The 19,069-nt window shown below is 44.3% G+C and carries 13 protein-coding genes, 40 tRNA genes and 3 rRNA genes (1 of these 56 running past the window's edge); 51 read left to right on the forward strand and 5 right to left on the reverse strand.

Features of this window, described 5'->3' with window-relative positions; genetic code table 11:
* The 22 genes from MHH33_RS05730 to MHH33_RS05835 form a co-directional block, all read left to right on the forward strand.
* Window positions 1–2,467, forward strand: a 23S ribosomal RNA gene (locus tag MHH33_RS05730); it begins 465 nt to the left of the window's first position.
* Window positions 2,468–2,531: 64 nt separating this feature from the next.
* A 5S ribosomal RNA gene (gene rrf / locus MHH33_RS05735) occupies window positions 2,532–2,647 on the forward strand.
* Between the two features lie 10 nt (window positions 2,648–2,657).
* Window positions 2,658–2,733, forward strand: a tRNA-Val gene (locus MHH33_RS05740).
* 19 nt (window positions 2,734–2,752) lie between these two features.
* Window positions 2,753–2,828, forward strand: a tRNA-Thr gene (locus MHH33_RS05745).
* A gap of 6 nt (window positions 2,829–2,834) precedes the next feature.
* Window positions 2,835–2,910 (forward strand) — tRNA-Lys (locus MHH33_RS05750).
* 15 nt (window positions 2,911–2,925) lie between these two features.
* Window positions 2,926–3,010, forward strand: a tRNA-Leu gene (locus tag MHH33_RS05755).
* Window positions 3,011–3,029: 19 nt separating this feature from the next.
* A tRNA-Gly gene (locus tag MHH33_RS05760) sits at window positions 3,030–3,104 on the forward strand.
* Between the two features lie 13 nt (window positions 3,105–3,117).
* Window positions 3,118–3,206: transfer RNA gene (locus MHH33_RS05765), tRNA-Leu, on the forward strand.
* 21 nt (window positions 3,207–3,227) lie between these two features.
* Window positions 3,228–3,304 (forward strand) — tRNA-Arg (locus MHH33_RS05770).
* Window positions 3,305–3,316: 12 nt separating this feature from the next.
* Window positions 3,317–3,393: transfer RNA gene (locus tag MHH33_RS05775), tRNA-Pro, on the forward strand.
* Window positions 3,394–3,413: 20 nt separating this feature from the next.
* Window positions 3,414–3,489: transfer RNA gene (locus MHH33_RS05780), tRNA-Ala, on the forward strand.
* 18 nt (window positions 3,490–3,507) lie between these two features.
* Window positions 3,508–3,581 (forward strand) — tRNA-Met (locus MHH33_RS05785).
* A gap of 7 nt (window positions 3,582–3,588) precedes the next feature.
* Window positions 3,589–3,665, forward strand: a tRNA-Ile gene (locus MHH33_RS05790).
* 12 nt (window positions 3,666–3,677) lie between these two features.
* Window positions 3,678–3,770 (forward strand) — tRNA-Ser (locus MHH33_RS05795).
* Between the two features lie 118 nt (window positions 3,771–3,888).
* Window positions 3,889–3,965 (forward strand) — tRNA-Met (locus MHH33_RS05800).
* Between the two features lie 3 nt (window positions 3,966–3,968).
* A tRNA-Asp gene (locus MHH33_RS05805) sits at window positions 3,969–4,044 on the forward strand.
* 143 nt (window positions 4,045–4,187) lie between these two features.
* A tRNA-Phe gene (locus tag MHH33_RS05810) sits at window positions 4,188–4,263 on the forward strand.
* Window positions 4,264–4,267: 4 nt separating this feature from the next.
* Window positions 4,268–4,341, forward strand: a tRNA-Gly gene (locus MHH33_RS05815).
* Window positions 4,342–4,350: 9 nt separating this feature from the next.
* Window positions 4,351–4,427 (forward strand) — tRNA-Ile (locus MHH33_RS05820).
* 1 nt (window position 4,428) lies between these two features.
* Window positions 4,429–4,503: transfer RNA gene (locus tag MHH33_RS05825), tRNA-Asn, on the forward strand.
* A 9-nt stretch (window positions 4,504–4,512) separates the two neighbouring features.
* Window positions 4,513–4,603 (forward strand) — tRNA-Ser (locus MHH33_RS05830).
* 7 nt (window positions 4,604–4,610) lie between these two features.
* Window positions 4,611–4,682 (forward strand) — tRNA-Glu (locus tag MHH33_RS05835).
* A gap of 134 nt (window positions 4,683–4,816) precedes the next feature.
* On the opposite strand, the gene MHH33_RS05840 is transcribed toward MHH33_RS05835, so the two are convergent.
* Window positions 4,817–5,152, reverse strand: a complete 336-nt coding sequence (locus MHH33_RS05840; RefSeq protein WP_342543192.1) for a hypothetical protein — start codon at window positions 5,150–5,152, stop codon at window positions 4,817–4,819.
* A 116-nt stretch (window positions 5,153–5,268) separates the two neighbouring features.
* Between MHH33_RS05840 and rrf (MHH33_RS05845) the strand changes: the two genes are divergently transcribed.
* The 21 genes from rrf (MHH33_RS05845) (at window position 5,269) to MHH33_RS05945 (ending at window position 7,421) form a co-directional block, all read left to right on the forward strand.
* Window positions 5,269–5,384 (forward strand): 5S ribosomal RNA (gene rrf, locus MHH33_RS05845).
* 10 nt (window positions 5,385–5,394) lie between these two features.
* Window positions 5,395–5,470: transfer RNA gene (locus MHH33_RS05850), tRNA-Val, on the forward strand.
* Window positions 5,471–5,487: 17 nt separating this feature from the next.
* A tRNA-Thr gene (locus MHH33_RS05855) sits at window positions 5,488–5,563 on the forward strand.
* Between the two features lie 6 nt (window positions 5,564–5,569).
* Window positions 5,570–5,645: transfer RNA gene (locus tag MHH33_RS05860), tRNA-Lys, on the forward strand.
* A 15-nt stretch (window positions 5,646–5,660) separates the two neighbouring features.
* Window positions 5,661–5,745 (forward strand) — tRNA-Leu (locus tag MHH33_RS05865).
* Window positions 5,746–5,764: 19 nt separating this feature from the next.
* Window positions 5,765–5,839 (forward strand) — tRNA-Gly (locus MHH33_RS05870).
* A 13-nt stretch (window positions 5,840–5,852) separates the two neighbouring features.
* A tRNA-Leu gene (locus MHH33_RS05875) sits at window positions 5,853–5,941 on the forward strand.
* 21 nt (window positions 5,942–5,962) lie between these two features.
* Window positions 5,963–6,039: transfer RNA gene (locus tag MHH33_RS05880), tRNA-Arg, on the forward strand.
* Window positions 6,040–6,051: 12 nt separating this feature from the next.
* Window positions 6,052–6,128, forward strand: a tRNA-Pro gene (locus MHH33_RS05885).
* A 20-nt stretch (window positions 6,129–6,148) separates the two neighbouring features.
* A tRNA-Ala gene (locus MHH33_RS05890) sits at window positions 6,149–6,224 on the forward strand.
* Window positions 6,225–6,242: 18 nt separating this feature from the next.
* A tRNA-Met gene (locus MHH33_RS05895) sits at window positions 6,243–6,316 on the forward strand.
* A 7-nt stretch (window positions 6,317–6,323) separates the two neighbouring features.
* Window positions 6,324–6,400: transfer RNA gene (locus tag MHH33_RS05900), tRNA-Ile, on the forward strand.
* A 12-nt stretch (window positions 6,401–6,412) separates the two neighbouring features.
* Window positions 6,413–6,505: transfer RNA gene (locus MHH33_RS05905), tRNA-Ser, on the forward strand.
* Between the two features lie 118 nt (window positions 6,506–6,623).
* Window positions 6,624–6,700: transfer RNA gene (locus tag MHH33_RS05910), tRNA-Met, on the forward strand.
* 3 nt (window positions 6,701–6,703) lie between these two features.
* Window positions 6,704–6,779: transfer RNA gene (locus MHH33_RS05915), tRNA-Asp, on the forward strand.
* Between the two features lie 147 nt (window positions 6,780–6,926).
* Window positions 6,927–7,002: transfer RNA gene (locus MHH33_RS05920), tRNA-Phe, on the forward strand.
* A 7-nt stretch (window positions 7,003–7,009) separates the two neighbouring features.
* Window positions 7,010–7,083: transfer RNA gene (locus tag MHH33_RS05925), tRNA-Gly, on the forward strand.
* 6 nt (window positions 7,084–7,089) lie between these two features.
* Window positions 7,090–7,166 (forward strand) — tRNA-Ile (locus MHH33_RS05930).
* A gap of 1 nt (window position 7,167) precedes the next feature.
* Window positions 7,168–7,242, forward strand: a tRNA-Asn gene (locus tag MHH33_RS05935).
* A gap of 9 nt (window positions 7,243–7,251) precedes the next feature.
* Window positions 7,252–7,342: transfer RNA gene (locus MHH33_RS05940), tRNA-Ser, on the forward strand.
* A gap of 7 nt (window positions 7,343–7,349) precedes the next feature.
* Window positions 7,350–7,421 (forward strand) — tRNA-Glu (locus MHH33_RS05945).
* Between the two features lie 147 nt (window positions 7,422–7,568).
* Here the strand turns inward: MHH33_RS05945 and MHH33_RS05950 are convergent.
* Entirely contained in the window at window positions 7,569–8,480 is a 912-nt protein-coding gene (locus MHH33_RS05950) for a 1,4-dihydroxy-2-naphthoate polyprenyltransferase (protein WP_342543193.1), read from the reverse strand.
* A 174-nt stretch (window positions 8,481–8,654) separates the two neighbouring features.
* Between MHH33_RS05950 and MHH33_RS05955 the strand changes: the two genes are divergently transcribed.
* From MHH33_RS05955 to menC, 6 genes are all read left to right on the forward strand, one after another.
* Window positions 8,655–10,037, forward strand: coding sequence for an isochorismate synthase (locus MHH33_RS05955; protein WP_342543194.1), 1,383 nt, complete (start codon window positions 8,655–8,657; stop codon window positions 10,035–10,037).
* The gene (gene menD, locus MHH33_RS05960) at window positions 10,030–11,748 is read left to right on the forward strand and encodes a 2-succinyl-5-enolpyruvyl-6-hydroxy-3-cyclohexene-1-carboxylic-acid synthase (protein WP_342543195.1); all 1,719 of its coding nucleotides are present in this window, start codon (window positions 10,030–10,032) and stop codon (window positions 11,746–11,748) included. Before MHH33_RS05955 ends, menD begins: the two co-directional genes overlap by 8 nt.
* Entirely contained in the window at window positions 11,736–12,563 is an 828-nt protein-coding gene (gene menH / locus MHH33_RS05965; RefSeq protein ID WP_342543196.1) for a 2-succinyl-6-hydroxy-2,4-cyclohexadiene-1-carboxylate synthase, read from the forward strand. Before menD ends, menH begins: the two co-directional genes overlap by 13 nt.
* Before the next feature lie 11 nt (window positions 12,564–12,574).
* On the forward strand, window positions 12,575–13,393 hold the full coding sequence (gene menB, locus MHH33_RS05970) for a 1,4-dihydroxy-2-naphthoyl-CoA synthase (protein WP_016426539.1): 819 nt from the start codon (window positions 12,575–12,577) through the stop codon (window positions 13,391–13,393).
* A gap of 61 nt (window positions 13,394–13,454) precedes the next feature.
* Window positions 13,455–14,903 (forward strand): o-succinylbenzoate--CoA ligase, encoded by a 1,449-nt coding sequence (locus MHH33_RS05975; protein WP_342543197.1) that lies wholly within the window; start codon window positions 13,455–13,457, stop codon window positions 14,901–14,903.
* The gene (gene menC / locus MHH33_RS05980; RefSeq protein WP_342543198.1) at window positions 14,900–15,988 is read left to right on the forward strand and encodes an o-succinylbenzoate synthase; all 1,089 of its coding nucleotides are present in this window, start codon (window positions 14,900–14,902) and stop codon (window positions 15,986–15,988) included. The genes MHH33_RS05975 and menC overlap by 4 nt, the downstream gene beginning before the upstream one ends.
* A 39-nt stretch (window positions 15,989–16,027) precedes the next feature.
* Here the strand turns inward: menC and MHH33_RS05985 are convergent, their stop codons facing one another.
* The 3 genes from MHH33_RS05985 to ytzI all read right to left on the reverse strand — a co-directional run bounded on the left by MHH33_RS05985 (window position 16,028) and on the right by ytzI (window position 17,487).
* Complete coding sequence (locus MHH33_RS05985) at window positions 16,028–16,996, reverse strand: zinc ABC transporter substrate-binding protein (RefSeq protein WP_342543199.1); 969 nt, start codon at window positions 16,994–16,996, stop codon at window positions 16,028–16,030.
* Between the two features lie 117 nt (window positions 16,997–17,113).
* A complete protein-coding gene (gene yidD / locus MHH33_RS05990; RefSeq protein ID WP_342543200.1) occupies window positions 17,114–17,344 on the reverse strand; it encodes a membrane protein insertion efficiency factor YidD in 231 nt (76 codons plus the stop codon).
* Window positions 17,341–17,487 (reverse strand): YtzI protein, encoded by a 147-nt coding sequence (ytzI, locus tag MHH33_RS05995; RefSeq protein ID WP_016426544.1) that lies wholly within the window; start codon window positions 17,485–17,487, stop codon window positions 17,341–17,343. Before ytzI ends, yidD begins: the two co-directional genes overlap by 4 nt.
* Before the next feature lie 100 nt (window positions 17,488–17,587).
* On the opposite strand from ytzI, the gene MHH33_RS06000 reads away from it, so the two are divergent.
* Together MHH33_RS06000 and MHH33_RS06005 are read left to right on the forward strand one after the other, a co-directional pair.
* Complete coding sequence (locus tag MHH33_RS06000; RefSeq protein ID WP_016426545.1) at window positions 17,588–18,037, forward strand: DNA starvation/stationary phase protection protein; 450 nt, start codon at window positions 17,588–17,590, stop codon at window positions 18,035–18,037.
* A 728-nt stretch (window positions 18,038–18,765) separates the two neighbouring features.
* Window positions 18,766–19,068 (forward strand): hypothetical protein, encoded by a 303-nt coding sequence (locus MHH33_RS06005; protein ID WP_016426546.1) that lies wholly within the window; start codon window positions 18,766–18,768, stop codon window positions 19,066–19,068.
* The last annotated feature ends 1 nt before the right edge of the window (window position 19,069 follow it).

The raw sequence follows: 19,069 nt of genomic DNA on the forward strand, positions 1-19,069 counted from the left end.
CAAGGCTAAATACTACCTAGTGACCGATAGTGAACCAGTACCGTGAGGGAAAGGTGAAAAGCACCCCGGAAGGGGAGTGAAAGAGATCCTGAAACCGTGTGCCTACAAGTAGTTAGAGCCCGTTAATGGGTGATAGCGTGCCTTTTGTAGAATGAACCGGCGAGTTACGATTGCATGCAAGGTTAAGCTGAGAAGGCGGAGCCGCAGCGAAAGCGAGTCTGAATAGGGCGATAGAGTATGTAGTTGTAGACCCGAAACCAGGTGATCTACCCATGTCCAGGGTGAAGGTAAGGTAACACTTACTGGAGGCCCGAACCCACGCACGTTGAAAAGTGCGGGGATGAGGTGTGGGTAGCGGAGAAATTCCAATCGAACCTGGAGATAGCTGGTTCTCTCCGAAATAGCTTTAGGGCTAGCCTCAATTTTGAGAATCCTGGAGGTAGAGCACTGTTTGGACTAGGGGCCCATCCCGGGTTACCGAATTCAGACAAACTCCGAATGCCAGAGATTTATAATTGGGAGTCAGACTGCGAGTGATAAGATCCGTAGTCAAGAGGGAAACAGCCCAGACCACCAGCTAAGGTCCCCAAGTAATTGTTAAGTGGAAAAGGATGTGGCGTTGCTTAGACAACCAGGATGTTGGCTTAGAAGCAGCCATCATTTAAAGAGTGCGTAATAGCTCACTGGTCGAGTGACGCTGCGCCGAAAATGTATCGGGGCTAAACAATTCACCGAAGCTGTGGATGGATTCCGTATGGAATCCGTGGTAGGAGAGCGTTCTAAGGGCGTTGAAGCTAGACCGGAAGGACTGGTGGAGCGCTTAGAAGTGAGAATGCCGGTATGAGTAGCGAAAGACGGGTGAGAATCCCGTCCACCGAATGACTAAGGTTTCCTGAGGAAGGCTCGTCCGCTCAGGGTTAGTCGGGACCTAAGCCGAGGCCGATAGGCGTAGGCGATGGACAACAGGTTGATATTCCTGTACCACCACTCCACCGTTTGAGTAATGGGGGGACGCAGAAGGATAGGGTAAGCGTACTGTTGGTTATGTACGTTCAAGCAGTAAGGCGTGGAATGAGGCAAATCCCGTTCCTATAACGTTGAGCTGTGATGACAAGGACCATTAGGTCTGAGTTCCTGATTTCACACTGCCAAGAAAAGCCTCTAACGAGGTGGAAGGTGCCCGTACCGCAAACCGACACAGGTAGTCGAGGAGAGAATCCTAAGGTGAGCGAGAGAACTCTCGTTAAGGAACTCGGCAAAATGACCCCGTAACTTCGGGAGAAGGGGTGCTCTATTAGGGTGTTAAAGCCCGAGAGAGCCGCAGTGAATAGGCCCAGGCGACTGTTTAGCAAAAACACAGGTCTCTGCAAAACCGTAAGGTGACGTATAGGGGCTGACGCCTGCCCGGTGCTGGAAGGTTAAGAGGAGTGCTTAGCGCAAGCGAAGGTGCGAATTGAAGCCCCAGTAAACGGCGGCCGTAACTATAACGGTCCTAAGGTAGCGAAATTCCTTGTCGGGTAAGTTCCGACCCGCACGAAAGGCGTAACGATCTGGGCACTGTCTCAACGAGAGACTCGGTGAAATTATAGTACCTGTGAAGATGCAGGTTACCCGCGACAGGACGGAAAGACCCCGTGGAGCTTTACTGTAGCCTGATATTGAATTTTGGTACAACTTGTACAGGATAGGTAGGAGCCTGAGATTCCGGAGCGCCAGCTTCGGAGGAGGCGTCGGTGGGATACTACCCTGGTTGTATTGAACTTCTAACCCTTGCCCCTTAGCGGGGCAGGAGACAGTGTCAGGCGGGCAGTTTGACTGGGGCGGTCGCCTCCTAAAGTGTAACGGAGGCGCCCAAAGGTTCCCTCAGAATGGTTGGAAATCATTCGTAGAGTGTAAAGGCAGAAGGGAGCTTGACTGCGAGACCTACAAGTCGAGCAGGGTCGAAAGACGGGCTTAGTGATCCGGTGGTTCCGCATGGAAGGGCCATCGCTCAACGGATAAAAGCTACCCCGGGGATAACAGGCTTATCTCCCCCAAGAGTCCACATCGACGGGGAGGTTTGGCACCTCGATGTCGGCTCATCGCATCCTGGGGCTGTAGTCGGTCCCAAGGGTTGGGCTGTTCGCCCATTAAAGCGGTACGCGAGCTGGGTTCAGAACGTCGTGAGACAGTTCGGTCCCTATCCGTCGTGGGCGTAGGAAATTTGAGAGGAGCTGTCCTTAGTACGAGAGGACCGGGATGGACACACCGCTGGTGTACCAGTTGTTCTGCCAAGAGCATCGCTGGGTAGCTATGTGTGGCCGGGATAAGTGCTGAAAGCATCTAAGCATGAAGCCCCCCTCAAGATGAGATTTCCCATTACGCAAGTAAGTAAGATCCCTCAAAGACGATGAGGTAGATAGGTTCGAGGTGGAAGCGCGGTGACGTGTGCAGCTGACGAATACTAATCGATCGAGGACTTAACCAAAATGAACTTGAATGGTTTTCAATGACCCGTTTATCCAGTTTTGAGTGAACAAACACTCAAATAGTCTAGTGATAATGGCAAAGAGGTCACACCCGTTCCCATACCGAACACGGAAGTTAAGCTCTTTAGCGCCGATGGTAGTTGGGGGTTTCCCCCTGTGAGAGTAGGACATCGCTAGGCGATTTATTCCGGAGGATTAGCTCAGCTGGGAGAGCATCTGCCTTACAAGCAGAGGGTCGGCGGTTCGAGCCCGTCATCCTCCACCATTTTTCTTTTTAACACCGTGCCGGTGTAGCTCAGCTGGTAGAGCAACTGACTTGTAATCAGTAGGTCGAGGGTTCGACTCCTTTCGCCGGCACCATTGTTAGAGCCATTAGCTCAGTTGGTAGAGCATCTGACTTTTAATCAGAGGGTCGTAGGTTCGAATCCTACATGGCTCACCATTTTTATACTAAGATGCGGGTGTGGCGGAACTGGCAGACGCACTAGACTTAGGATCTAGCGCCGCAAGGCGTGGGGGTTCGACTCCCTTCACCCGCACCATTTTCACAATTTTATACGAGCGGAAGTAGTTCAGTGGTAGAACACCACCTTGCCAAGGTGGGGGTCGCGAGTTCGAACCTCGTCTTCCGCTCCATATCTTCTTAAATGCCGGGGTGGCGGAACTGGCAGACGCACAGGACTTAAAATCCTGCGGTAGGTGACTACCGTACCGGTTCGATTCCGGTCCTCGGCACCAGTTTTTAAAATAGTATAATATGCGCCCGTAGCTCAATTGGATAGAGCGTCTGACTACGGATCAGAAGGTTGTGGGTTCGACTCCTGCCGGGCGCGCCATAATTTTTGACTCGGGAAGTAGCTCAGCTTGGTAGAGCACTTGGTTTGGGACCAAGGGGTCGCAGGTTCGAATCCTGTCTTCCCGACCAGTTTATTTTATCCCTTTTACGGGGCCTTAGCTCAGCTGGGAGAGCGCCTGCCTTGCACGCAGGAGGTCAGCGGTTCGATCCCGCTAGGCTCCACCAACATTTTATAAAGATCCTGGCGGCGTAGCTCAGCTGGCTAGAGCGTACGGTTCATACCCGTGAGGTCGGGGGTTCGATCCCCTCTGCCGCCATTTTTTAGGACCTTTAGCTCAGTTGGTTAGAGCAGACGGCTCATAACCGTCCGGTCGCAGGTTCGAGTCCTGCAAGGTCCACCACTTATATACTGCGGAGGTATACCCAAGTCCGGCTGAAGGGATCGGTCTTGAAAACCGACAGGGGAGTCAAATCCCGCGGGGGTTCGAATCCCTCTACCTCCTCCATTTTTACTAAGTGTGTGGTGTAAGATCATCAAACATATAAACATACATATACTCGCGCTAAAGAAATCGTGATATTACTAGAAGCGTTGAGTCATAGTGTTTATAACAATAATATTATCGCGGGGTGGAGCAGCACGGTAGCTCGTTGGGCTCATAACCCAAAGGTCGCAGGTTCAAATCCTGCCCCCGCAACCAAATGGTCCCGTGGTGTAGCGGTTAACATGCCTGCCTGTCACGCAGGAGATCGCGGGTTCGATTCCCGTCGGGACCGCCATTTTTTATGAAGTGTTAAGAATTGGAATAAGCAAAGAAGGTCTAGGAAGCAAAATGAGTAAGTGAAGGAGCGTACTAACGTACGTGACTGAACGAACGAATGAAGCTGACAACGAGATTCGAAGCTTAGTACAATTCGAATGTGGCTCAGTAGCTCAGTCGGTAGAGCAAAGGACTGAAAATCCTTGTGTCGGCGGTTCGATTCCGTCCTGAGCCACCATATTGCGGGTGTAGTTTAGTGGTAAAACCTCAGCCTTCCAAGCTGATGATGAGAGTTCGATTCTCTTCACCCGCTCCAATTTTTTGTGGGCCTATAGCTCAGCTGGTTAGAGCGCACGCCTGATAAGCGTGAGGTCGATGGTTCGAGTCCATTTAGGCCCACCATTCCGAAGTAGCTCAGTGGTAGAGCAATCGACTGTTAATCGATTGGTCGTAGGTTCGAGTCCTACCTTCGGAGCCAATTATTTCTGGGGAAGTACTCAAGTGGCTGAAGAGGCGCCCCTGCTAAGGGTGTAGGTCGGGCAACCGGCGCGAGGGTTCAAATCCCTCCTTCTCCGCCAGATGTAAGGCCCCTTGGTCAAGCGGTTAAGACACCGCCCTTTCACGGCGGTAACACGGGTTCGAATCCCGTAGGGGTCATTTAAAAAGATGCGCTATCTTCGGGATAGCGTGTTTTTTTATGGAGAAATGTCGAATTGTAGCGAAACGTGACAGACGAAATTCATACAAGTATTTTTATAAACAAACAACCGCAATTGCGGTTGTTTTTCATTCTATATTATGTAGCCGATCAATAAACCTATGCCGAGTAAGAATCCGAATAGTGTATTTGTTAATGCTGTATCTTTCATAGCCGGCATTACTTCCAGTGGGTGTTCTTTTGTTTTGAAAACTTGGATGTCATGCACTGGTTTCTTTACGCTTAAGATCACAAATAGTGCCCAAGGCGTAACAAGGTTTAGAACAACTAATATTAAAATCCAAATGTATGAAATTACGAACAGTGCTAACAAGACATTAACTGCTCGTTTGCGACCGATTAAGATGGCCATCGTTTTTCGACCACTTTCTTTATCACCTACTAAATCCCGAGTATTAATGGTTTTCAATGACCCGTTTATTCAGTTTTGAGTGAACAAAAATGTTTTTTTAAAAAAATAAAAAACACTTGTAAATTTCGTCAGACTTGTTATAATAAATCTTGTCTTAAAAAAAGAATACCCAGTCCAGTGATAATGGCAAAGAGGTCACACCCGTTCCCATACCGAACACGGAAGTTAAGCTCTTTAGCGCCGATGGTAGTTGGGGGTTTCCCCCTGTGAGAGTAGGACGTCGCTGGGCGATTTATTCCGGAGGATTAGCTCAGCTGGGAGAGCATCTGCCTTACAAGCAGAGGGTCGGCGGTTCGAGCCCGTCATCCTCCACCATTTTTTTTTAACACCGTGCCGGTGTAGCTCAGCTGGTAGAGCAACTGACTTGTAATCAGTAGGTCGAGGGTTCGACTCCTTTCGCCGGCACCATTGTTAGAGCCATTAGCTCAGTTGGTAGAGCATCTGACTTTTAATCAGAGGGTCGTAGGTTCGAATCCTACATGGCTCACCATTTTTATACTAAGTTGCGGGTGTGGCGGAACTGGCAGACGCACTAGACTTAGGATCTAGCGCCGCAAGGCGTGGGGGTTCGACTCCCTTCACCCGCACCATTCTTACAATATTATACGAGCGGAAGTAGTTCAGTGGTAGAACACCACCTTGCCAAGGTGGGGGTCGCGAGTTCGAACCTCGTCTTCCGCTCCATATCTTCTTGAATGCCGGGGTGGCGGAACTGGCAGACGCACAGGACTTAAAATCCTGCGGTAGGTGACTACCGTACCGGTTCGATTCCGGTCCTCGGCACCAGTTTTTAAAATAGTATAATATGCGCCCGTAGCTCAATTGGATAGAGCGTCTGACTACGGATCAGAAGGTTGTGGGTTCGACTCCTGCCGGGCGCGCCATAATTTTTGACTCGGGAAGTAGCTCAGCTTGGTAGAGCACTTGGTTTGGGACCAAGGGGTCGCAGGTTCGAATCCTGTCTTCCCGACCAGTTTATTTTATCCCTTTTACGGGGCCTTAGCTCAGCTGGGAGAGCGCCTGCCTTGCACGCAGGAGGTCAGCGGTTCGATCCCGCTAGGCTCCACCAACATTTTATAAAGATCCTGGCGGCGTAGCTCAGCTGGCTAGAGCGTACGGTTCATACCCGTGAGGTCGGGGGTTCGATCCCCTCTGCCGCCATTTTTTAGGACCTTTAGCTCAGTTGGTTAGAGCAGACGGCTCATAACCGTCCGGTCGCAGGTTCGAGTCCTGCAAGGTCCACCACTTATATACTGCGGAGGTATACCCAAGTCCGGCTGAAGGGATCGGTCTTGAAAACCGACAGGGGAGTCAAATCCCGCGGGGGTTCGAATCCCTCTACCTCCTCCATTTTTACTAAGTGTGTGGTGTAAGATCATCAAACATATAAACATACATATACTCGCGCTAAAGAAATCGTGATATTACTAGAAGCGTTGAGTCATAGTGTTTATAACAATAATATTATCGCGGGGTGGAGCAGCACGGTAGCTCGTTGGGCTCATAACCCAAAGGTCGCAGGTTCAAATCCTGCCCCCGCAACCAAATGGTCCCGTGGTGTAGCGGTTAACATGCCTGCCTGTCACGCAGGAGATCGCGGGTTCGATTCCCGTCGGGACCGCCATTTTTATTAAGTAATTCTTTAAGAATTTGAGATAAGCAAAGAAGGTCGAGGAAGCAATTGAGTAAAGGAAGGAGCGTACTAACGTACGTGACTGACTGAACGAAAGAAGCTGACAAAGAGATTCAAAGCTTAGCACAAATTCAATGTGGCTCAGTAGCTCAGTCGGTAGAGCAAAGGACTGAAAATCCTTGTGTCGGCGGTTCGATTCCGTCCTGAGCCACCATTATTATGCGGGTGTAGTTTAGTGGTAAAACCTCAGCCTTCCAAGCTGATGATGAGGGTTCGATTCCCTTCACCCGCTCCAATTTGTGGGCCTATAGCTCAGCTGGTTAGAGCGCACGCCTGATAAGCGTGAGGTCGATGGTTCGAGTCCATTTAGGCCCACCATTCCGAAGTAGCTCAGTGGTAGAGCAATCGACTGTTAATCGATTGGTCGTAGGTTCGAGTCCTACCTTCGGAGCCAATTATTTCTGGGGAAGTACTCAAGTGGCTGAAGAGGCGCCCCTGCTAAGGGTGTAGGTCGGGCAACCGGCGCGAGGGTTCAAATCCCTCCTTCTCCGCCAGACGTAAGGCCCCTTGGTCAAGCGGTTAAGACACCGCCCTTTCACGGCGGTAACACGGGTTCGAATCCCGTAGGGGTCATTTAAAAAGATGCGCTATCTTCGGGATAGCGTGTTTTTTTATGGAGAAATGTCGAATTGTAGCGAAATGCGACAGACGAAATTCATACAAGTATTTTTATAAACAAACAACCGCAATTGCTGAATGCAATTGCGGTTGTTTTTCATTCTATAATAAGTAGCCGATCAATAAACCTATACCGAGTAAGAATCCGAATAGTGTGTTTGTTAATGCTGTATCTTTCATAGCCGGCATTACTTCCAGTGGGTGTTCTTTTGTTTTGAAAACTTGGATGGCATGCACTGGTTTCTTTGCGCTTAAGATCACAAGTAGTACCCAAGGCGTTACAAGGTTTAGAATAACTAATATTAAAATCCAAATGTATGAAATTACGAACAGTGCTAACAAGACATTAACTGCTCGTTTTCGACCGATTAAGATGGCCATGGTTTTTCGACCACTTGCTTTATCACCTACTAAATCCCGAATATTATTGGAGAGCATAATTGCTGCAACAAGTAACATACTGGGTATAGACAATAATAGAGCAAGGGTCGTTATTTCACCTGTTTGGATATAAAATGCGATGAGAACAATGAGCATTCCCATAAATACACCTGAAAATATTTCTCCAAAAGGTGTGTACGCAATCGGGTAGGGACCGCCTGTATAGAAATAGCCGATCGCCATTGACACAGCACCAACGACTGCCAGCAACCAAGTGGTTTCAATACATATGTATATCCCTAAGATAATTGAAACTGCATAAAGCAGTAACGCGAGCTGCATAACTGTTTTTGGTTGAACGCCATTTCTGACGATGGCTCCACCAATTCCCACAGACTTCTCATTATCTAAACCTCTTGTGAAATCATAATACTCATTAAACATATTAGTTGCTGCTTGGATGAGCATACTTGCAACTAGCATTGCTAAGAATAAAGGCCAGTGTATATCTGTATAAGAAATTGCAATCATTGTACCTAGAAACACCGGAACAAATGATGCAGTTAACGTGTGAGGCCGTGTTAATTGCCACCAAATACGCCAGCCACTATCAGCTTTTAACTCGTGTGACATATAGTTTCCGCTCCTTCTTCTTTTTTCACCTCTCTCATTGTACTTCATCCACTTAATTCTGTGTAGATTGTTTGCTTAACGGGTGCTGAATTGTCAATAAAGAGGTATGATAGAAGGTAGGATATTAAAGGGTCCTCATATGTTTATGAAGTCCTAATTACGGAGGGAAGCTGGATGAAACGAAAGTCATTTACATCCACAGAATATGTAGTCGAGGATCATTCTTCGGCCGTACATTTTTATACAGAAACAATTGAAGTGAATGGATTATCCTCTGTTGCTTTCTTTGAAGCAGGAGAGTCATATAAAGGTCAACGATTTTACTGGCAAAACCGTGAAAAGACATTTACATTAGTCGGACTTGGACATGCTCATGTCATTACAAGTTCGTCAGAAGAAAATCGCTTTGCAGAAGTGGATAAACAATGGAATGAATTATGTTCTAAAATCGTGAATGAAGAGCATGATTTACAGCCAATTTTGTTTGGCGGGTTTTCATTTGATCCAGCCAATAAATTATCTTCCGAGTGGGATATGTTTCCTTCGGCTTACTTTACTGTGCCTTCTTTTCAACTCGTTATTCGTGATGACAGAGTATTTATCAGCATCCATTTAATCACGAGTGATAAAAATTCACAACTTCAATTCGATCGGTTGCGAGGTGAACGGGACGACCTGATTCATGCAGCACAGGTCAAAGAATTGAAACCTTATGCAAAGCCTCTATTAACTCAAATGGATGAGCGCTTCAAAGAGTTGTATATGGATGCAGTTTCACATGTCACGAAATTTATTCATGCCGGAGAAGCTCAAAAAGTTGTCATTGCACGTTCATTGACACTGACCTTTGCTGAAGAAGTGAGTTCACCATCCGCAATGTATCATATGTCTAAAGAGCAACCAGAAAGTTTTCTATTTGGTTTAGAGCTTGCAGATAATTTGTTTTTTGGAGCGACACCAGAACGCTTAGTTAAAGTGGAAAATCGACGAGCATTGTCCACTTGCTTAGCTGGATCTGTTAAGCGGGGACAAACCGCAACCGAAGATCAGCAATTAGGCAATGATTTACTGCAGGATTCAAAAAACAGGGAAGAACATCAATACGTGGTAGATATGATTACAGGTGTTTTCAACCAATATTGTGATGATGTTAAAGTGCCTAAATATCCAAAATTGATGAAAATCAGGGATATCCAGCATCTATATACACCGGTGGAAGGGAAGTTGCAAAAAGGTCAAGGAATATTGCAACTGGTTAAAGATTTGCACCCAACGCCGGCTTTAGGTGGAGAACCCCGAGGAGATGCCATGGCTATAATTAGAATGGTTGAGCAAATGAATCGTGGATACTATGCTGCTCCAGTTGGATGGATAGATGCAGAAGGAAATGGTGAGTTTGCTGTTGCGATCCGTTCCGCGTTATTAAATAAAACGCACGCTTACCTATATGCTGGTGGAGGTATTGTTGCGGATTCGGATCCGACTTCAGAATATGCGGAGACGTTAGTGAAATTCAGGCCGATGTTACGCACGCTTGGAGGCAAATTACATGGATAATCGTGCAATGTTAACTGAGTATGTACACTCAATTGTACAAACCTTTCTCCAGGCAGACGTTAAAGATATCGTAATCAGTCCAGGTTCTCGTTCTACTCCCTTGGCTTATGCATTCAGTCTTACAAAAGAATTCAACACGTATATGCAAATCGATGAGCGATCCGCTGGTTTTTTTGCTTTAGGAATGGCAAAAGCTAAACAGAGTCCAGTTCTTTTACTATGTACGTCCGGAACAGCCGCAGCCAACTATTTTCCTTCTATTGTAGAAGCGAACTATGCGAGAATTCCACTTATTGTTTTAACGGCAGATCGTCCGCATGAACTTAGGGAAGTGGGAGCACCTCAAGCCATTGATCAAGTTCAATTGTATGGAAAACATGTTAAGTGGAGTGTGGACTTTCCTTTGGCTGACGACCATAAAGAGACGATTCCATTTATTATCCGTCATACGGGGAGGGCCATTGCATACGCAAAGACTGCACCAATGGGACCAGTACATATGAACATCCCTTTCCGTGAACCTTTACTGCTTGATTTTGACTATCAAATAGAAGCTCCTTCTTTTCAAAAATCATTACCAGGGACTATCGTTGCTTCACAGTCCCATATGGATTTTGTTGAACAGACGATTGCTCAAGCAAGACGTGGTTTACTTATAGTTGGGGAACTATCGGCAGACACTGATAAGAATGAGTTTTGGGCTTTTGCTAAGTCAATCCAGTGGCCTGTATTGGCGGATTCACTTTCTCAACTTCGGACAGGCGTCCCACAAGAATGCCAACACTTACTCATGGAACAATACGATGCACTTCTAAAAAGTGAACACTTTAAACAGTCCATTGTTCCCGATGTAGTTATTCGCTTTGGTGCCCAACCAGTATCCAAACCGCTATCGTTATTTTTGAAAGATGTACAGCCTGAAATCTATATTGCGGTGGATGAAGATCCTTTGTTCAGGGATTCATTAGGTGTTGTGACTCATCATGTCCAATCCGAGGCCCAAGCGTTATGGAAAGAGTTAAGTAACATTCAAGAGAATGAAGCTCTTCCAAAATGGACAGAGGCTAATACGATTGCTACCAAGCACGTTGAGAGATATATTAATGAACAACACGACGAAGGTGCGCTAGCAGGTCTGCTCTTTAAACATTTGCCTGATGGGAGTGATCTTATTTCAGGCAGCAGTATGCCAATCCGTGATGTCGATACGTTCTTCAATCAAACTGATAAAGACATTTCGATTTATGCTAACCGGGGAACGAATGGAATTGACGGTGTTGTTTCCACCGCTCTAGGTATTCAGCAGGCGAGAAAAAGACCTGCGACTTTATTAATCGGGGACATCTCGTTCCTGCACGACAGCAATGGATTACTGGTTACACGTTTCCATGAAACTGACCTCACCATTGTTGTTATGAATAACGATGGTGGCGGCATCTTCTCGTATTTGCCTCAGTCCACCGAAGAGACGTACTTCGAAAAATTGTTTGGTACGCCAACCGGTTTGACGTTCGATTCAATTGCCACCATGTATGAAGCTGAATATTTTGCTGTGGAATCAAAAGAAGATTTTACAAAAGCTTTATCAACGCCAAAACAAAAAGACTTACGAATCATTGAAGTAAAGACCAATCGGCAACAGAATGTTTTAACACATCGTCAGTTATGGAACGGAATTACTGAGGAGTTGGACCGAAAATGGAACAACTAGTCGCAACCGTTCGAGGAGTGAAAGTTAGTTATTCTATCACCAACAGAGAAGCTTCGGAAACAATCATCTTTTTACATGGATTTACTGGTAGCTCGAAAACATGGGTCCCGATTATTGAACAATTACCTGATTCTGTCCGTTGCATTACAGTCGATTTAATGGGGCATGGTAAAACCGATTCACCGAGTGATGCAAATCGTTACATCATGTACGATCAAGTGATGGATTTACACGAACTTTTTCTATTTCTGAATGTTACTAATTTCTCCCTCGTTGGTTATTCTATGGGAGGACGCATTGCGCTTGCTTATGCGCTTGCATTTCCTAAGCATGTTAAGCGGCTCGTACTGGAGAGTGCATCTCCAGGTTTACAATCAGAAGCTGACAGACTGGCCCGAATAACTGCAGATGAAAAATTAGCGAAGAAAATGGAAAGTGAAGGTCTTTCATCTTTTATTGATTTTTGGCAGGACATTCCTTTATTTCATTCTCAAAAAAAGTTAGGTGAGATAAAGCTTCATTCCATAAGGGAAGAGCGAATGCAACAAGCTGTTTCGGGATTGGCTAATAGTTTAAAGGGAATGGGAACCGGCAGACAGCCTTCTTACTGGTCCAGATTGAATGAGTTGAAAATCACTGTCATCATAATCACAGGTGAACTCGATGAAAAATTTACGATCATTGCCAAACAAATGACAGAACTCATTCGATATAGCCAGCATCTTGAAGTTTCAGGGGCAGGACATGCAATACATGTGGAAAATCCCGTTCAGTTTGCTACAATAATATTGGAGCAAGTATTAGAAAGATTTTGAGGAGGAAGAGTATGACACGTCAATGGGTATCAGAACGTACATATGAAGATATTAAGTATGAAACATATAACGGTATTGCGAAAATTACAATTAACCGTCCGGAAGTAAGAAATGCTTTCCGACCTAAAACAGTTAAAGAATTATTGGATGCATTTACTTATGCACGCGATGATTCAAAAGTAGGCGTTATCGTATTAACGGGCGAAGGCGAAAAAGCTTTCTGTTCAGGTGGAGACCAGTCCGTTCGTGGACATGGTGGATATGTTGGGGAAGATGAAATCCCACGTTTGAACGTTTTGGATTTACAGCGCCTGATTCGTGTTATTCCTAAACCTGTAGTGGCAATGGTAGCGGGTTATGCGATCGGTGGCGGACATGTACTGCATGTCGTATGTGATTTGACGATTGCTGCAGACAACGCGATCTTCGGACAAACTGGACCGAAAGTGGGATCGTTTGATGCAGGATACGGCTCAGGATATTTAGCTCGTATTATCGGTCATAAAAAAGCACGTGAAATCTGGTACTTATGCCGTCAATATGACGCACAGGCAGCACTAGACATGGGCTTGGTTAACACTGTAGTTCCTTACGCACAATTAGAAGATGAAACGGTTCAATGGTGTGAAGAAATGCTTTCAATGTCACCTACAGCCCTTCGTTTCCTGAAAGCGGCAATGAATGCAGATACTGATGGTTTAGCAGGTCTGCAACAAATGGCTGGAGATGCGACACTTCTTTACTACACGACAGATGAAGCAAAAGAAGGCCGCGATGCCTTTAAGGAAAAACGTAAACCTGACTTCGGTCAATTCCCACGTTTCCCTTGATAATAACAATTTTCTAGCTGTCCTTTTTAAGGGCAGCTTTTTCTAAAGGTGGCTATAAATCATGTACCCTAACTGGCTAGCACAACGGGTCAAAATGACTCCGAAACGCAAGGCATTAACATTTGGACAACATTCCTGGACGTTTCAACAGCTTTTCGACGAAGCAATGAATTTAGCTGGTTCACTAAAGACAGTTGGAATTGACAATGGAAATCGCGTCGCCATTCTATCACCTTCAAATCCTTCTTTAATTGTTACAATCCATGCCTGTTGGCAATTGGGCTGTGAAGTTGTTCTATTAAATGAACGATTGTCTGATGGGGAACTTGACTATCAAATTAACGATGCACAGCCAACACTTTTGTTAGTCGATAAAGACTATCAGGCAAGAGTGGCTAACCACCCATCAGTGACATTGGACGAACTGGCAGAAAAGGCTTCAAGCAAATTCGAGATAGAAGATGAATGGCCAATCGATCGTACCATGTCCATTATGTATACATCCGGTACAACGGGAAATCCAAAAGGTGTTCGTCAAACCGTCAGAAACCATACCACGAATGCAACGGCTTCAGCGTTTAACATGGGGATACAATCAAATGATGTATGGCTTTGTACGATGCCAGTCTTTCACATAAGCGGTTTATCCATATTCATTCGCTCCGTATTATATGGAATGGAAGTGAAGCTCTATTCAAAATTCGACTTGGTAAAAGTGGTCGACGATTTAGTAGATGGACAGGTCACACGTATGTCTGTTGTCTCCGTTATGCTAGAAAGGATTTTAAGGGAATTAGAGGAGCGGGATGCGAAAGTATCGCCTTGTTTACTGACGATGCTAGTGGGTGGAGGTCCTGTTCCGAGCAATTATTTAGAGCGAGCTATTTCTCGCGGTATTCCAATACTGCAAACTTATGGAATGACCGAAACGGCCTCCCAAACAGCAACGCTTGCTCCTGAAGATGCGGTCAGGAAACTGGGGTCTTCTGGCAAACCATTGTATTTGAGTTTCATTCGAATCGATCAAGCATCAAAGCCATTTGAAGAAGGAGAGATTTGCATACGTGGCGGGCATGTAACACCTGGTTACATTGGCAGTCATACAACTACGGCATCCCAAGTAAAAGGGTGGCTTCATACCGGCGATATTGGCTATTTCGATGAAGAAGGATATTTATTTGTTGTCGACCGACGTTCTGATTTAATTATTTCCGGCGGGGAAAATATTTACCCAGCAGAAGTGGAGAGTGCGATTCTTCAACATCCACAGATTCGAGAAGCCGGAGTCTGCGGAATGAGTGACGAGAAGTGGGGACAAGTGCCCGTAGCCTTTATTGTCAGTGATGAGGATATGACATTGGCATCATTACAGGCATTTTTACAAGCCAAATTAGCACCTTATAAAATGCCGAAAGCATTATATCAAGTCAATGCTATGCCAAGGAATGCATCGAATAAATTACTTAGAAGAGAGCTGAGAGCGTGGTTAATATCCAAATCAAGCAAGTGACGTTATATCACGTATGTGTACCGCTAAAGCAAACGTTTTCTACTCATTTACAGGAAGTGGTGGAACGAGATAGTATCTTGCTTGAAGTAATGGATGTCGACGGTACAATCGGTGTAGGCGAATGTGTGGCATTTACTTCCCCATGGTACACCGAAGAAACAGTGGACACTGCTTGGAACACGCTTGAAAATTGGATAATCCCAGCTTTGTTGAATCAATCTTTTTCACATCCAGACCAACTAGACGCCGCTTTAGAGAAAATAAAACGCAATCATATGGCAAAAGCGGCTTTTAATCATGCAATATGGGATATTTATGCCAAGAAATTGAACCAACCTCTATGGCAAGTAATCGGCGGAACAAGGCCCGTTATAAATGCCGGAATAGTGGTAGCTGCTGCAACTGAAAAAGCCATGATGGAAGAAATCGAAACCGCAGTAAAAACCGGGTATAAACGGATAAAGTTAAAAATTTCTCAAAACACAGATCCAAAGCTCATGAAATCAATTATCGCACAATACCCTCAAATGTTATTCTTCGCCGATGCGAATGGAGCATTCACAGAAAGAACACTGGATTACTTAATCGCATTCGACGAATGTGGTTTTGCATTAATCGAACAACCTTTTTCAGAACACCATAATCGCTTGTCTGCTGAAGCTCAACGAATAATGAAAACGCCATTTGCCCTGGATGAAAGTATTGCAAGTTTAGCAGATGCCCAGGATATGATTGAACGCAAGTCTGGGAAAATAATTGTGATGAAACAAGGTAGAGTTGGTGGACTAACTGCTGCTCTTCAAATTCATAATCAATGTGTCATAGCAGAGGTACCAATTTGGGTGGGTGGTATGATTGAATTTGGCGTTTCAAAAGCATTCAATTTAGCTTTTGCTTCATTACCAGGAGTTAAGTTTCCAGGAGATTTCAGTTCATCGACTCATTTTTGGGAGAAGGATTTGGCGACTCCACCTATCGATGTATATGATGGTAAAATCGAACTCTCTAATTTACCAGGTGTCGGAGTATCTTGGAATCATGCCATTCTTCAGAAATTCGAAGTGCAAACCAAGCTATTTAAATGAGTAAAACCACGGAATGAAAGCCATTCCGTGGTTTTTATATTAGTTTGCTGAAGCCAGTGCTTTCTTTAATGTTTCTAAATTTTGCTCCATTAATGTGAAGTAAGTTTCTTTGTTTTTAATATCTTCCTGTGTCAGTACGCCTAAGTTATGCAAGGTCATGGCATCTGCACCGACTTCATTTTGAATCACTTTCGTTAAATTGGATGAGACATTTTGTTCAAATAAAATCGTTTTGATGTTTTTTTCTTTTGCCAATTTGACGATATCAGTAAGATCTTGTTGAGAAGGTTCGTCCTGTGAATTCAAGCCTGAAACTGCAACTTGCTCAAGACCATATGTTCCAGCCAAATACCCAAAAGCCGCATGGGATACAAAGAACGTTTTATTATTCGATGCGTCCGCCATTTCCTTGAAATCCGAATCCAATTGTTTGAGTTCAGTCACTAATATGTCGTAGTTCTTAGTATAAGTTGCTTCATTTTCAGGATCTTTTTCAATTAAAGAATTTTTAATTGAAGATGCAAGTTTAATGCTGATTTGAGGTGAAATCCAAAGGTGCGGATCGATGTCACCATGATCATGCTCATCGTGACCTTCTTCTTCATGTCCATGGCCATTTGCTTTACCCATTTCCAATTCTTTATCAGAAACTGCATCGGCAGTTGCGACCAAAGAAACATCTTCATTTGCCAATGTCTTTTTCGCATTTTCAACAAAACCTTCAAGTCCTAAGCCAATATAAAAAAACAAGTCTGCATCTGCTAAATCCATCATATCTTTTTGCGTGGGATCGAATGTATGCTCGTTTGAACCTGCAGGATATACGGATTCCACATTCACATGCTTGCCACCGATTCGTTCGGTAAAGTAAGTAAGTGGATAGACCGTTGTATAGACAGTTAAGGCATTGGGGTTTTCAGATTTACCATTAGTCGAAGTGTCTTTTCCACAAGCAACAGTAAATAAAGTAAGAACAATAATAAAACTATATAATAGAAATTTCTTCATGTTTATCTCCTTTTTAAATAGTAACGATTACGATTTGAATTAAGAACTTACTTATCATACAAGATAAATCTTTAAAATACAAGAAAAATGGACACAAAAAAAATGACTCTTTTCAAGTCATTTCTTTGTAGGCCATTCTTCTGGTACTGGATCATATCCGCCTTCATGAAATGGATGACAACGAAGGATACGGCTGATTGCCAAGTAAGTGCCTTTGATTGCTCCGTGTTTTTCGACAGCTTCAACGCCGAAATGGGAACATGTTGGATAAAATCGGCAACTCGGCGGTGTCATTGGCGAAATGAATTTCTGATAAAACCGGAAGATGCCCATAACAAGGAATTTCATGTGTTGTCACTTTTGCCTGCTGATTCAGTTGGAACTGGATCTATTTTATGCTCTATTTTATAGGCTTTTTTAGTTGCAAGAAGGAACATCATGGTGATGCCGATGACCATTACTATTGAGACGATTATCATAAATGCTAACATTTTTTTCACTCCACTTCGTTCTGTATGTTTATTGTAGAGAACTTAGTGGTAAATTGAAAGTATTCAGAGCGATAAATAAAATTAGGAGTGTGAAGTTTTTATGTCAGCAGCATTAAATACAGAACTAAATAAGCAAGTAGCAACTTGGTCAGTAATGTATGCGAAGTTACATAATTTCCATTGGTACGTAAAAGGACCTCAATTCTTTACATTACATGCAAAGTTTGAAGAACTTTACAATGAAGCAACGTTACATATGGATGAGATTGCCGAACGTTTGCTTACTTTAGGCGGTAAACCAGTTGCCACATTGAAGGAGCATTTAGAACTATCAGATGTTACGGAAGCGACAGGCAAAGAAAATGATATGCAAATGGTTGAAACAGTTGTAAAAGATTTCGGTAAAATTATGAAATCATTGAAAAAAGGGATGGACGAAGCTGCAAAAGATGAAGACGATATGACAGAAGATGTATTGAATGCAGTGTATCAATCGATTGAAAAACATCAATGGATGTTAAATGCTTTTTTAGGCGATACAAACAAATAAGCATCTCAGCAAAATCCTTATGGGAATTTACTTCAGACTGTAGACAAACAAAAAAATGAGTGAATATAACTGTATACTATTGAAAAAGAGTCTATGCAAGAAAATGTTGATTTCCATTGCGGCGGACGCGTTTCGCGGGCAGGCTTCAGTCTCCTCGTCACTAGAAAAACCGGTGCTTCTGCATCGCTTCGCTAGCTTCGTCGCAAACGAATGGTGCAAAGTTCCATTTGCACTATTCGTTTCCTGTGGGGTCTTCAGCTCGTACTGTTCCCGCTGAAATGATTAGGACCAAAGGCAATTTGGTCCTAATCTTTGCGACGAGTAACCGCAGGAGCAGATGTTTTCAGACGCCTCCACTCCAATCAAAAGAAATTGCTTCTGTAAGCTGTCTCTGCAAAATATATAAGTTGGAAGGTGGTTGGCTATTTCTGAAGACTCCTGTGGAAAAACGAAACAAGCTAGACCCCACAGGCTCAGCGGTCATAGACAGCTGAGCCGAGGAGGCTAGTGTTTCGTCCGCGGAAAGCGAAAGAAATAGCCGACCACAATCTTTTTCGATAGAGTGCAAAAAATAAGAACTCAATTTTTATACTTTTATATTAATTATTATTCTTTTGTCAACAAGCTGCAGCAAATTCCTTCCGGGAATTTGCTTTTTTCAATTCTCCTATCGGTTGCATGCATGAAATATATCCATAATGCCATGCTAGAAAAAAGGGGTTGAAAAAATGTCGAAAGTATATGTTTCGGTCACTCATCACCGATACTATTTCCATCCTGAGGATTCGCAATGGGAATATGAGATTGAAGCCGAGCCCGAAGTTTTAACCGTACTAGATCAATTATTTGATCAAAAGGAATCCTTTGAATGGAAAGGTTTTTGGAGAGCTCAAACGCCTTATGTACCTTATCATCTAGACCCAGAAAATGACGGTGTCGATTTGCGATTGAAAAAGTTATACGCTGTCATTCATGAGTACGGAAATGAAGAAGCAAAACAACAAATAGAAACATTGCCTTATTATAGTTGAA

Source organism: Paenisporosarcina sp. FSL H8-0542, from assembly GCF_038632915.1.
Lineage (GTDB): Bacteria > Bacillota > Bacilli > Bacillales_A > Planococcaceae > Paenisporosarcina.